We start from the raw sequence: 12612 nt of genomic DNA on the forward strand, positions 1-12612 counted from the left end.
ATCCTGCTCCGATCATAGGCATTTCGGCCGCCGGGGCGAGGGCGACATCGGCCCGCGGGCCGCCGCCGATACGGCCAAGCTACGCCCGGCGCTCGCTTTTTTCAAAGCTTCATACTAAAGCACCTGACCCTTCCGCGCGAAGCGGGCCGGGGGGCTGCCGCTCCTCCCGACCGCTCTCGCGTCACCGCCTGCCCCGGACCGGGGTCGGGTTCGGGCCGCCGGCCCTGAGCCCCGCCGCCGCCGTTTCAGTCAGGGAACGCGCATGCCGACCATCGCCCTCGTCGACGACGACCGCAACATCCTCACATCCGTGTCGATCGCGCTGGAGACCGAAGGATACCGGATCCAGACCTACACGGACGGCGCCTCGGCGCTCGACGGGCTGCGGCACTCGCCGCCGGATCTCGCCATCTTCGACATCAAGATGCCCCGCATGGACGGGATGGAGCTTCTCAGGCGCCTGCGGCAGAAATCGGACCTTCCGGTGATCTTCCTAACCTCGAAGGACGAGGAGATCGACGAGCTGTTCGGCCTCAAGATGGGCGCCGACGACTTCATCCATAAGCCGTTCTCGCAGCGTCTCCTCGTCGAGCGGGTCAAGGCGGTGTTGCGCCGCTTCGCCCCGAAGGACGGCCCCGGCGCGCCGCCCCGCGAGGCGGATGCCGCCGCCCGTTCCCTGGAGCGCGGCGCCCTGATGATGGACCCGGAGCGCCACACCTGCACCTGGAAGGGCGAGCCGGTGACGCTAACCGTGACCGAGTTCCTGATCCTGCAGGCCCTGGCCCACCGCCCCGGCGTCGTGAAGAGCCGCAACGCCCTGATGGATGCGGCCTACGACGATCAGGTCTACGTGGACGACCGCACCATCGACAGCCACATCAAGCGGCTGCGCAAGAAGTTCAAGGTGACGGACACGAACTTCGACATGATCGAGACCCTGTACGGGGTCGGATACCGCTTCAAGGAAGGCTGAGAGGCGGGCTCCCGCGACGACCCATCCTCAGTCCAAGACCTTCCGAGCCGTGCCGCCCGTAACCTCAGACGATTCGCCCCCGCGCCGCACCCTGTTCGGCCGGCCGCTGCCCACGCCCTTCACCTGGCCGCGTTCCGTCTGGGACGGGGTCGGCCAGCGCGCCGCCTCCAGCCTGACGCGCCGCATCGTCGTGCTCAACCTCGTTGGGTTGATCGCGCTGCTGGTCGGATTCCTCTACCTGAACCAGTTCCGCCAGGGCCTGATCCAGGCCCGCGTCCAGAGCCTCGCGATCCAGGGCGAGATCATCGCGAGCGCCATCGCCTCCTCGGCCTCCGTCGATACGGACACGATCCGGGTCGATCCGGACAAGCTGCTGCAGGATCAGGCCGGCGAGAGCGCGGAGGAGGAATCCGCCCCGCTCGCCTTCTCGCTGAACCCCGAGCGGGTGGCGCCGCTGCTCTCGCGCCTCGTCACGCCCACCGGCAACCGGGCCCGGGTCTACGACCGCGAGGGCGGCCTGCTGTTCGATACCCGCTCGCTGTTCAACCGCGAGGGGCGGGGCGATCCGGCACCCCAGCACGCGCCGAACGCGCTGGAGCGGGCGGTGTCCTGGGTCCACGCCCACCTTGCCACCCTGTTCGGCGGGCGCTCGAAGGCCACCGAGGAGGTCGGCCCTGCCAACGGCCATTCGCTGCGCGAGGTCCAGACCGCCCTCTCCGGCGCCCGCGGCAGCCTGGTCCGCCGCAACACGGTCGGCGAGACCACGGTCTCGGTCGCGGTGCCGATCCACAAGGGGGGGCAGGTCCGCGGCGCCCTGCTGATCTCGACGCAAGGGGACGCAATCGACCGGGTCATCGCCTCCGAGCGCTTCGGCCTGTTCCAGGTCTTCATCGTCGCCGCGCTGGTGATGGTGGTGCTCTCGATCCTGCTCGCCGGGGCCATCGCCGGGCCGGTGCGGCGGCTGGCCGAGGCCGCCGAGAAGGTGCGGATGGGCATCAAGACCCGCGAGGAGATCCCCGACTTCACCGACCGCACCGACGAGATCGGCCACCTCTCGGGCGCGCTGCGCGACATGACCCAGGCGCTCTACCGGCGCATCGACGCCATCGAGAGCTTCGCGGCGGATGTCAGCCACGAGTTGAAGAACCCGCTGACTTCGCTGCGCAGCGCCGTCGAGACCCTGCCGCTCGCCAAGACCGACGATTCCCGCAGCCGCCTGATGGCGATCATCCAGCACGACGTGCGCCGCCTCGACCGGCTGATCAGCGACATCGCCGACGCCTCGCGCCTCGACGCGGAACTGGCGCGCGCCGAGGCGCGGCGCGTGGACATGCGCAAGCTCCTGACCACGGTGATCTCGGTCGCCAACGAGCGGCGGCGCCCGAAGGACTGCCTGATCCAGCTCGACATCGAGGCGCCGCCCGGCAGCGACGAGGCGCCCTTCGCCATCATCGGCCACGACAGCCGGCTGGGACAGGTGGTCAACAACCTGATCGACAACGCCCGCTCGTTCTCGCCCTCCGACGCGAAGGTGCGGGTGGCGCTCCGGCGCGTGCGCGGCGAGGTCGAGATGATCTGCGAGGACGAGGGGCCGGGCATTCCCGAGCACGCCCTGGAGCGGATCTTCGAGCGCTTCTACACCGACCGGCCGGAGCAGGGATTTGGCCAGAACTCGGGCCTCGGCCTCTCGATCTCGCGGCAGATCGTGCAGGCGCACCGAGGCTCGATCCGGGCCGAGAACAGGCCCGGCCCGGCCAACGAGGACGGCGAGCCGACGGTGCGCGGCGCTCGCTTCATCGTGCGCCTGCCGGCGGCCCCCCGCCAACTCGCCGCCTGAGCCGGTGACGCGCCTCACAGCGCACGCCACCTGCGTGGTGCTGGGGGAGGCGGGCGTGCTGATCCGGGGGGCGTCGGGCTCCGGCAAGTCGAGCCTCGCGCTGGCGCTGCTCGACCGGGCCCGGCTCGCCGGCGGCTTCGCGGCCCTCGTCGGCGACGACCGGGTGCGGCTGGCGCGGCATCACGACCGCCTCGTGGCCCGCCCGCACCCGCGTGTCGCCGGCCTGATCGAGGTGCGGGGCCTCGGCATCCGCGAAGCCGCCGGTCTCGGCCACGCCGCGTTGCCGGCCTGCGTTCTGCGCCTCGCCGTCGATCTCGTGGCCGCGGGTCCACGCCTGTCGGAGCCGGAGGCCGGCCGGACCCGGATCCTCGGCCTGGACCTGCCCTGCCTCGTCGCGGATCGGGCCCTGCGTGATTCGGGGCTCGTTCCCGGACTGGTCTCCGCGATGCTTTTCGCGTGCGCGAGGACGCCTACGGGCGTTGCTTCGCGGCCGCACAGCCCGGCTGAGAGTTCGGCCGTAGAGCAGGGGGCATAGCGCGCCCGTGACGGTCGTGGCATGATGATGACGCTGTTTTGAGCAAAACGTCGCGACTGCCTTGTGTCGGGGGTGTGCGATGCACAACATGGCGGCTCGGTTCACAGGACGTCGGAACGTGCGTCGATGATTGGCATGGTGCTCGTCACCCACGGTTTGCTCGCGACCGAGTTCAAGGCCGCGCTCGAGCACGTGGTCGGCCCGCAGGAGCAGATCGAGACCATCACGATCGGCCCGGACGACGACATGGAGATGCGCCGCCGGGACATCATGTCGGCGGTCGGGCGCGTGAACACGGGCACCGGCGTGGTGGTGCTCACCGACATGTTCGGCGGCACGCCCTCGAACCTCGCGCTCTCCTGCATGAACGGCGGTGCGGTCGAGGTGGTCGCCGGCATCAACCTGCCGATGCTCATCAAGCTTGCCAGCGTGCGCGAGGAGGAGTCCCTCGGCGACGCCGTGCTCCACGCCCAGGAGGCGGGCCGCAAGTACATCAACGTCGCCTCCCGGGTGCTCGCCGGCAAGTGACTCGGACAAGTGACCCGGACGTGACGTCCCCGTGATCCGGCGCGGCCGATCCGGACTTCCGTCCTCCCCCCGAACCAGCTAGGCACTGAGCACGACGGTCCCGAGCCGTCGCCCGCGCGGAATCGAGGGCGCACCGTGCCGATGGACGACCTCTACGAGACGGACGACGACCCGCCGGTGCCGGAGGGCGGGTTCCTGCGGACCCTGCCGATCATCAACCGGCGCGGCCTGCACGCCCGGGCCTCGGCCAAGTTCGTGCAGACGGTAGAGCGCTTCGACGCGGCCGTGACGGTGACCCGGGCCGGCGAGACGGTGGGCGGGCGCTCGATCATGGGCCTGCTGACGCTCGGCGCCGCACAGGGCACCTCGGTCGCCGTCACCGCCGTCGGCACCGATGCCCAGGCCTGCCTCGACGCGATCGAGGCGTTGCTCGCCAACCGCTTCGGCGAAGACGAGTAGGCGACCTTCGATCGTCCGGTTTCCGGACGCCGCAGCCGCGGGGTGAAGGGGATTCGCAACGGACGGTTAAGGTTACCGTCCTAGATATGCTCGCATTGTTCCGTATCCCGGCGGTTCGGCCGCCCTGAGGATCACTGCGATGCGTAACCGATCCCTGGCAATGCTGGCGCTTCTCGGCCTGACCGCCGCCGACGCACGGGCGGCTGACCTCGGATACGATTACCTGCGCGGTTCCGAATACGACGAGCCGGCCGTTGTGACGACCGCGCTGATCGATTGGAGCGGCGTCTATGCCGGCGGCCATGTCGGCTGGAGCACGACGAACTTCGGCTTCAAGAATGCTGGCCGTACGGAGATCGCCCACATTCTCCGGCAGACCCTGGTCGAGAAGGAGTTCGGGGTCTCCACTTGGAATCAGCTCACTGACAAGCGTCGCAGCGGGCTCTCCTACGGCGGGTTCGGCGGCTTCAACGTCCAGTACGGAGACGTCGTCTTCGGTGTAGAGGGCGACTATACGAGCCTCAACCAGAAGGCCTATGCCGCGGATTCGGTCTCACGCTACATGCAGGGCTCGACGGGGCTCTACTACTCGGTCACGGCAAACACCACATCGCGGGTCGCGCTGACCGATTACGGCACGCTTCGTGCCCGCATCGGGTACGCCTTCGGGCCCCTTCTGCCGTTCGTCACCGGCGGCCTGGCACTTGGTCGCGCCGTCGTCGGCAACGAGGTGAGCGTCTTCACCGGAGAGTACACCGATCTCGCCCGTCAGGCGCGGGTGGGGGGCAGCGGTTGGCAGACCACCGCCAATCACGGCGAGAAATATGCGGCCGGCGCCGCGCTGGGTGCCGGCATCGACTATGCCATCACCTCCAACGTCTTTCTGCGGGCCGAGTATCAGTACATTCTCTTCGGCAAGTTCGGCGATCACCTGATGAACGTGAACACCGTCCGCAGCGCCGTCGCGGTCAAGTTCTGAGCCCCGGACCGACGAGAAGCCTGAGCGAGCGGAGCGGTACGATGACAGGTCGATATCCAGCCTGCCTGTTGCTCGGCGCCTTCGCGGCCGCGCTGCTGGCTCCCGTCGCCCCGGCCATGGCACAGGGATATGGCCCCCCGCCGCGCCCTTGCGCGCCCGCGCCCTGCCGCCGGCCGCCACCGCCGCCCGGGTTCGGCTACGGCCCACCGGCCATCGTCAGCGGATACCTGCCGCGCAACAACAACCTGCCGATGTACAACGAGCCTCCGGCGCGCCGGCCTGCGTGGTGAGCGCGCGTCAGCTCTCCAGCTCGCTGTCCCAGTACAGGTAATCGAGCCAGGTGTGGTGGTACTGCCGGTGGTCGAACTCGGGCTGGCGGTGGTGCAGCTCGTAGCGGGTGGGGCGGCGCGGCTCGTTGAGGAGCGGCATCGCGGCCTCGTCCGGGGTGCGGTTGGCCTTGCGCAGGTTGCAGGGGCTGCAGGCCGCGACCACGTTCTCCCAGCTCGACAGGCCACCGCGGGAGCGGGGCACCACATGGTCGAAGGTCAGGCCCCCGGAGGGGAGGCGCAGGCCGCAATACTGGCAGCTGAAGCCGTCGCGCAGGTAGATGTTGTAGCGCGTGAAGGCCGGACTGCGCGCCAGCGTCACGTAGTTCTTGAGGGCGACGACGCTCGGCACCCGGAGCGAGCGGCTCGGCGAGCGCGCCTCGACGTCGTAGCTCGCCACCAGGGTCACCCGGTCGAGGAACAGGGCGGTGAAGGCGTCCTTCCAGGACCAGAGCGAGAGCGGATTGTAGGAGAGCGGCCGGTAATCCGCGTTCAGCACGAGGGTCTGCAGGTCCATCATCGGCACCACGCTTCGAACGGTGGCCCGGCGGCAGGTCGCGCAGGCCAGATGCGGCGCGCAGCCTCCGGGCGGGGAACGACGGGATCGACGGTGTCGCGGCGCTGTCTGACGGGCGCGTGACAGGCACAGGGCGCCGACGCGTGGGGCGGCCGCGGACGTTGGGGTATAGGACGGGCCGACGGGCGCCCGAGGGGACCCGAGGTGGCGGATACGACCGCCGCGTGGCGGGGCGCCGGCGGCTCGCCGCCCGGCCGCGCCCCTTCGCGTGGTAACGAAAAGGCCCTGTCCATCGGGGCTTAGTCTAATATCAGGGTGACAGCCTTGTGAAGCCGCGTTCGCATCACCCGGCGACGCACCCACAGGATGGCGCGATCACGGGCCGGGGCCGCCCCGATCGCGCTGCGCGAGGCGGCCCGCTCGTGGGCGGGCAGGATCCGCGCCGGCCCCGGGTCGCCAGCGGCGGCCTTTCGCACTATGACTGGCCCCGGCCCGCCCGCGTACCCGGCGGTCCCAAACCCTCCGGGCGCCCGCGTGCCCCGAGAGACGGCGCCGAGAGGGCGCCGCGACCCCGCATGCCACAGATCTGCGCCCGCCCGCCGCTCCCGCGCCGGCACGCGCCACAGAAGGATGCCGCAGAAGGATGCTGATGAGCCGACGTCCGAGCCGCCCAGCGAGCCGAGGCCTGCCCCCGCACGGCCTGTCCGAGACGCGCCGCGGACCGCGCCTGGCCCTTCTGGCGCTGCTGGCCGGCCTCGTCGCCGCGCCCGCGGCGCTCGCTCAGCAGCCCGCGGCCCAGCAATCTCCCGCGCTCCAGCAGGCGCCCGCGGCCCAGCAGGCGCCCGCGGCTCAGCAAGCGCCCGCGGCTCAACAAGCGCCGGCCCCGAAGCCCAAGCCGGCGCCCGAGCTGTCCGAGCAGGCCAAGCAGGTTCGGGCCAAGCTCGACGCGGCCAAGGAGGTGCTCGACCGGCAGGAGAAGGAGCTCGGCCAGACCCACGTCTCGATGGCGGACCTCGCGGCGATCCGCGACACCGTCGCACCGATCGTCGATGAGATGCGCACCCTCGTCGCCCAGATCGACGCGCCGCTCGCCTCCGCCCGGGAGCGGCTCAGCCAGCTCGGGCCCAAGCCCAAGGACGCGCCCGAGAGCGCGGACGTCGCCGAGGAGCGCGCCGAGCGCGAGGCGGCGGTGGTGCGCATCGACGATTTCCAGCGCCTCGCCCGCGCCACGCTGGTCCAGGGCGACCAGATCATCGACCGGGTCCAGAACAAGCGCCGCGCCTCCTTCACCAAAGGGCTGTTCGAGCGCTCCCTGTCCCTGGTGAGCCCGACCTTGTGGAGCCGGGTCGCGGCCGACATCCCGCGCGACACCCGCTCGCTGCAGAGCGCGCTCGCCGACATCGGCCTGCTGTTCACGCGCAACGGCACGGTCTGGAACCTGCTGCTGCTCGGGCTCGCCTTCGGCGTCTCGGCGGCGCTCTATCTCGGGCGGCGCAACATCGCGCCCAAGCTCGGGCGGCGCGATGCCGCTCGAACTGATCCGACCCGACGCGAGACCCTGCTCGGTGCCTGGCGGGTGATCCTTGTAGGCACCCTGCCGGCGGTCGCGGGCAGCTACGCGGTCTACTACGCTCTCGACGCCACCGACCTGCTGCCCTCGCGGCTCCTGCCCTTCGCGGGCGCCGTGCTCGGGGGGCTAGCCTTCATCGGCTTCGTCGAGGCGCTCTGCGACGGTCTGCTCTCGCCCGACAAGCCGGCCTGGCGGCCTGCCCCGGTGAGCGACGCCGCCGCCACACGGGTGAAGCGGCTGGCGGTCGGCATCGCCACCGTCATCACCGTGGTCAAGGCGATCGAGGCGCTCAACACCGGCATCTCGGCGGCGCTACCGATCTCGATCGCCACCCGCGGCGTCGGGGCACTCGCGATGGCCATGATGCTAGCGATCGGCCTGCACCGCTTCGCCGACCGGGAGGAGGAGGAGGAGGCCTGCTTCGGCCCCTACGTGCCGACCAAGACCACCACCGGCATCGGCGGTCCCGCGCGGCTGTTCGGCTGGGCGGCGGTGGTCGTGATCGTGGGCGCGGACCTCGGCGGCTACGTCGCCTTCGCGAGCTTCCTGATCGACCAGCTCGTCTGGACCGCGAGCCTCCTCGTCCTGCTCTACCTGCTGGCGCAGAGCGTGGATTCGTTCGTGGGCGGCACGCTCTGCGACGACACCCGCTTCGCGACCGCGCTCCAGGCCAATACGGGTCTGCGCAAGCGCTCGCTCAACCAGATCGCGGTGCTGACCACGGGCGCCTCGCGAGTGGTGCTCTACCTGCTCGTGGCGCTGCTCGCGCTCGCGCCCTGGGGGCTCGATTCCACCGACATCTTCTCCTCGGTGCGCTCGGCCTTCTTCGGCTTCAAGGTCGGCGACGTCACCATCTCGCTCTCCACTATCACCTTCGCCATCGCAATCATGGTGCTGGGTGTCGCGATCACGCGGGGCATCCAGCGCTGGCTGGAGAACACCTACCTGCCGGCGACCGATCTCGACGCGGGCCTGCGCAACTCGATCTCGACGGTCTCGGGCTATTGCGGCTTCCTGCTCGCGTTGGCCATCGCCTTCTCGTATCTGGGCCTGAGCCTCGAGAAGCTGACGATCGTGGCCGGCGCGCTCTCGGTCGGTATCGGTTTCGGCCTGCAATCGATCGTCAACAACTTCGTCTCCGGCCTGCTGCTGCTCTGGGAGCGCCCGATCCGCGTCGGCGACCAGGTGCTGATCGGCGACAGCGAGGGCATCGTGAAGCGCATCTCCGTGCGCTCCACCGAGATCCAGACCTTCGACCGCTCTGCCGTGATCGTGCCGAACTCGAACCTGATCTCCGGCATCGTGAAGAACCGGGTGCGCGGCGACCGGATCGGCCGCACCTCGATCACGGTGAGCATCCCGCGCGCCCTCGATCCGGTGCGGGCGGCCGAACTGATGATCGAGACCGCCTCCGGGCTGCCCGAGGTGCTGAAGGATCCCGCGCCCCGGGTGGTGTTCCGCAAGATCGGCGACGCCAACCTCGATTTCGAGCTGATCGTGATGATCGTCGACGTCTCGCTCTCCCTGAAGGTGACGAACGACTTGAACTTTGCGGTCTTCAGGGCCTTATCGGATGCTGGCTTCATCCCGATCGCGGGCCCGCCCTCGAGCTTCGTCACGGTGCAGGGCCTCGACGGGATGCAGACCGCGATGTCCGAGATCGCGACCCGGTTCGGGCAGGGCGGCCCGCGCCGGGACGGCACGGCCGACGCCGCCAAGCGCGAGGCGGCCGAGTAGGGGTTTGGGAGGCGGAAGGGTGCGGGGGATCGGTCTCATCGGCGGCATCTGCGCGGTGGCGCTTCTCGGCGGCTGCGCGGGCAATACCGGATCGCCCGTCGCCGCGGTCCCGACCCTCTACCTTCCGCTCGCCAGCTCCGCGGCCCAGCTCGATGCCGCGGCGGCGCGCGACATGATCTCCGCCTACCGGCGCAACCGGGGCGAGAAGCCGCTGGTGATCGACCCGGACCTGCAGCGCCTCGCCGAGGCCGAGGCCGCCGCGATGGCACTGGCCGACCGGCCGAGCAAGGCGCAGACGGTGAAGACCGCGGTCGCGCGCCTCGGCTACGACCAGGCCAACGCCAACCTCTCGGCGGGCTACCACACCTTGGCCGAGGCCTTCTCGGGCTGGCGCGACAGCCCGCCCCACAACGCCGTGATGCTCGATCCAGCCGCAACCCGCATGGGCATCGCCACGGCCTTCGCGCCGGGCTCGAAGTACAAGGTCTACTGGGCGCTGCTGACGGCCAAGTAGCCGGTGGACGCGCAAGGGGAGGGGCGGATGCGGCGCGCGGTCCGGGTTCTCGTGGCGCTGCTCGTGCTCACCGCCCCGGCGCTCGCCGAGGAGCTTCGCGTCAGCCTCGGCACCGCGACGCCCGGCGGCGGCTTCCCGGCTTACGCGGAGGCGCTGGTCGCGGCCCTGCGCGAGGCCGATCCCAGCCTCGTCGTCGAGACGCGCCCGACCGGCGGCTCGGTGGAGAATCTCGGCCTCCTGCGCCGTGGCGCCCTCGACCTCGCGCTGGTGCAGGGCGAGCACGCCTACCCGGCGCTGGCGGACGAGACCGCGCCGCGCCTCACCGTCGTCGCGCCGATCTACCCGACGCCCGGCCTCTTCGTGCTGCCGGCCGAGAGCCCCGTACGGCAGGTGGCGGATCTGCGTGGCCGCGCCGTCGCGCTGGGCACGCGGGATTCGGGGCTGACCGCGATGGGCCGGGCCGTGCTCGCCGCCTCCGGCCTCGATCCCGAGCGGGACGTCGTGCCAGTCGTCCTCGCGCGGGCGGGCGACGGGCCGGACCTCGTGCGCGCCGGCGCGGTCGCGGCCCTGTGGGGCGGGGGCCTGCGCTGGCCGGGCTTCACGGCCCTCGCGGCCGATCCAGGCGGCGCGCGCTTCCTGGCACCCGCGCCCGAGGCGGTCGCGCGCCTCCTGGCGGAGCGCCCCTCCCTGCGCCGGATGCGTGTGCCGGCCGGGACCTTCCCGGGGCAGGCGGAGCCGATCGACACGGTGGGATCGTGGAGCCTTATCCTCGCTCGACCGGATCTGCCGCCAGAGACTGCGGAGCGCCTCGTCCGGGCGATGGTGCGAGCGGGCGAGGCCCTCGGGCGCGCCACCGGCCAGGGCGGCGGCAGCGACCCGCGCAACCTCGCGGAGGCGGTGCCTCCGGCATGGCTCAATCCCGGGACAGCACGGGCACTCGCGGACCCCACGCGGGCGCCTTAGCGCGCTCTCCGGGACCCGCGTCCCTTAAGGCAGGCCCTTCGCCGGCACGGGCGGGGCCTCCTTCAGCAGCGTCACCGTCACCCGGCGGTTGGCGGCCAGATAGGGGTTGTCGGGAAACAACGGCTCGGTGTCGGCCTTGCCGGCGACCGAGGCGAAACGGTCGTCGGGCACGCCGGCGCCTGCCAGGATCTCGCGGGTGCTGATCGCGCGCGCGGCCGAGATCTCCCAGGGCGGCGCCAGCGGGCGCCGTCCCGGCCGGTCGGTCGCCGTGAAGCCCGTGACGGCGATGCGGTTGGGCATCTGCCTGAGCAGCGGCGCGAGCTTCTCCAAGAGGCGGCGTGTCTGGTCGGTCGGCCGGCTCGACCCGTCCGGGAACATCGAGCGCCCGTCCTGATCGACGATCGAGACATCGAGGCCCTGCTCGGTCCTGGCGACGACGACGTTCTTCGACACCTCGGCGATGTCGGGCAGATCCTGTAGCGCCTGCCGCAGCGATGCGGCGGCGAGGCCGAAGCTGTCAGGCTCGCTCGCGCTGTTCACGCCCAGGGCGGCGTCCGAGTCCGGCCTCGGCGGGGTGGTGCGGTCGGTCGCGCGGTCGGGCGGGATGTCGCGCAGGTAGCGGACGTGGTCGGCCGCGGGCAGGCCCTTGTGCTCGATGATGCCGGCAAAGCGCGATTCCTTGTTGATGCCGAAGGCGTCGCGCATCGAGCCCGCCACCGCCTGCATCTTCTTCTGGTCCTGCGTCGAGTACGCCGCGATCATCACGAAGAAGCTCATCAGCAGCGCCATCAGGTCGGCGAAGGTCACGAACCAGCCGTGGCCGCCATGCGCGCCGCCGCGCTTCTTCTTGGCCACCGTGCGGGCCCTCCGCTACCGATGCCCGGCCGCCGTCACGCCGCAGCCTCCTCGAGCGGCTCGCGGTGGGCGTGCGGCAGGTAGGCGACCAGCATCTCGCGCACCAGCGTCGGGCTCTTCTGGTCGCGGATCATCAGGATGCCGTCGATGATCAGCGAGCGGGAGACGTCCTCCTCCTCGACCTTCAGGTGCAGCTTGTCCGCGATCGGCAGCGCGACGAGGTTTGCGATCAGCGCCCCGTAGAGGGTGGCGAGCAGCGCAGTCGCCATCGCTGGGCCGAGCTTCGAGGGATCGGACATGTTGGCGAACATCGTCACCATGCCGAGGATCGTGCCGATCATGCCCCAGGCCGGCGCGCAGTCGCCGAAGGCGCGGTAGATCTTCGAGCCCTCCTCGAGGTGCATCAGGAAGTTGTCGCGGTCCCGCTCCATCGTGTCGCGGATGAACTCGCGCTCGTAGCCGTCGGCGACGTAGCGCGCGCCCTGGGCCAGGAAGGGATCGGAGATCTCCATGTTCTCCAGCGCCATCGGCCCGCTCTTGCGCACGGTCTCGGCGATCTTGGTGATCTCCTCGATCAGGTCGTGCGGCTTCACCGCCCGCATGGTGAAGGCGTAGCGCAGGCCCATCGGCAGGCCGTGTGCGATGGCCGAGAAGGGGAACCGGATGATCGTCGCCATCACGGAGCCGCCGAAGATGACGATGACCGCGTGCTTGTCGAAGTAGGCGGCGAAGTTGCCGCCGTCGATCATGATCAGCGTGAACACCACGCCGACGCCGCCGAGCAGCCCGATACCGGTTGCGAGATCCATGATGAGACGA

The 12612-nt window shown here is 70.7% G+C and carries 12 protein-coding genes; 9 read left to right on the forward strand and 3 right to left on the reverse strand.

Going from position 1 to position 12612, the window contains the following annotated elements; all coding sequences use genetic code 11:
- Positions 1–262: 262 nt before the first annotated feature.
- The 6 genes from AX737_RS22675 (at position 263) to AX737_RS22700 (ending at position 5311) form a co-directional block, all read left to right on the forward strand.
- The gene (locus tag AX737_RS22675; protein WP_066925139.1) at positions 263–973 is read left to right on the forward strand and encodes a response regulator transcription factor; all 711 of its coding nucleotides are present in this window, start codon (positions 263–265) and stop codon (positions 971–973) included.
- 106 nt (positions 974–1079) lie between these two features.
- Entirely contained in the window at positions 1080–2810 is a 1731-nt protein-coding gene (locus AX737_RS22680; protein WP_238229971.1) for a sensor histidine kinase, read from the forward strand.
- 4 nt (positions 2811–2814) lie between these two features.
- The gene (locus AX737_RS22685) at positions 2815–3345 is read left to right on the forward strand and encodes an HPr kinase/phosphatase C-terminal domain-containing protein (RefSeq protein WP_082773244.1); all 531 of its coding nucleotides are present in this window, start codon (positions 2815–2817) and stop codon (positions 3343–3345) included.
- A gap of 126 nt (positions 3346–3471) precedes the next feature.
- Positions 3472–3873, forward strand: a complete 402-nt coding sequence (locus AX737_RS22690; RefSeq protein WP_066925142.1) for a PTS sugar transporter subunit IIA — start codon at positions 3472–3474, stop codon at positions 3871–3873.
- A gap of 141 nt (positions 3874–4014) precedes the next feature.
- The gene (locus tag AX737_RS22695) at positions 4015–4332 is read left to right on the forward strand and encodes an HPr family phosphocarrier protein (RefSeq protein ID WP_066925145.1); all 318 of its coding nucleotides are present in this window, start codon (positions 4015–4017) and stop codon (positions 4330–4332) included.
- Positions 4333–4471: 139 nt separating this feature from the next.
- Entirely contained in the window at positions 4472–5311 is an 840-nt protein-coding gene (locus tag AX737_RS22700) for an outer membrane beta-barrel protein (RefSeq protein WP_082773245.1), read from the forward strand.
- Positions 5312–5608: 297 nt separating this feature from the next.
- On the opposite strand, the gene AX737_RS22705 is transcribed toward AX737_RS22700, so the two are convergent.
- Complete coding sequence (locus AX737_RS22705; RefSeq protein ID WP_066925151.1) at positions 5609–6157, reverse strand: HNH endonuclease; 549 nt, start codon at positions 6155–6157, stop codon at positions 5609–5611.
- A gap of 646 nt (positions 6158–6803) precedes the next feature.
- On the opposite strand from AX737_RS22705, the gene AX737_RS22710 reads away from it, so the two are divergent.
- The 3 genes from AX737_RS22710 to AX737_RS22720 are packed head-to-tail and all read left to right on the forward strand — an operon-like array spanning position 6804 to position 10938.
- Complete coding sequence (locus AX737_RS22710; RefSeq protein WP_156453894.1) at positions 6804–9461, forward strand: DUF3772 domain-containing protein; 2658 nt, start codon at positions 6804–6806, stop codon at positions 9459–9461.
- Between the two features lie 55 nt (positions 9462–9516).
- Positions 9517–9975, forward strand: coding sequence for a CAP domain-containing protein (locus AX737_RS22715; RefSeq protein ID WP_238229972.1), 459 nt, complete (start codon positions 9517–9519; stop codon positions 9973–9975).
- 27 nt (positions 9976–10002) lie between these two features.
- Positions 10003–10938 carry a TAXI family TRAP transporter solute-binding subunit gene (locus AX737_RS22720; protein ID WP_066925154.1) on the forward strand — a complete coding sequence of 312 codons (936 nt, stop codon included), beginning with the start codon at positions 10003–10005 and terminating at the stop codon, positions 10936–10938.
- Positions 10939–10962: 24 nt separating this feature from the next.
- Here AX737_RS22720 and AX737_RS22725 read toward each other — a convergent pair whose 3' ends face one another.
- Positions 10963–11793, reverse strand: a complete 831-nt coding sequence (locus AX737_RS22725; protein ID WP_066925158.1) for a flagellar motor protein MotB — start codon at positions 11791–11793, stop codon at positions 10963–10965.
- A 35-nt stretch (positions 11794–11828) separates the two neighbouring features.
- Positions 11829–12602 carry a MotA/TolQ/ExbB proton channel family protein gene (locus tag AX737_RS22730; protein WP_066925161.1) on the reverse strand — a complete coding sequence of 258 codons (774 nt, stop codon included), beginning with the start codon at positions 12600–12602 and terminating at the stop codon, positions 11829–11831.
- Positions 12603–12612: the final 10 nt, after the last annotated feature.

Source organism: Methylobacterium sp. CCH5-D2 (genome assembly GCF_001556475.1).
GTDB classification, from domain to species: Bacteria; Pseudomonadota; Alphaproteobacteria; order Rhizobiales; family Beijerinckiaceae; genus Methylobacterium; species Methylobacterium hispanicum.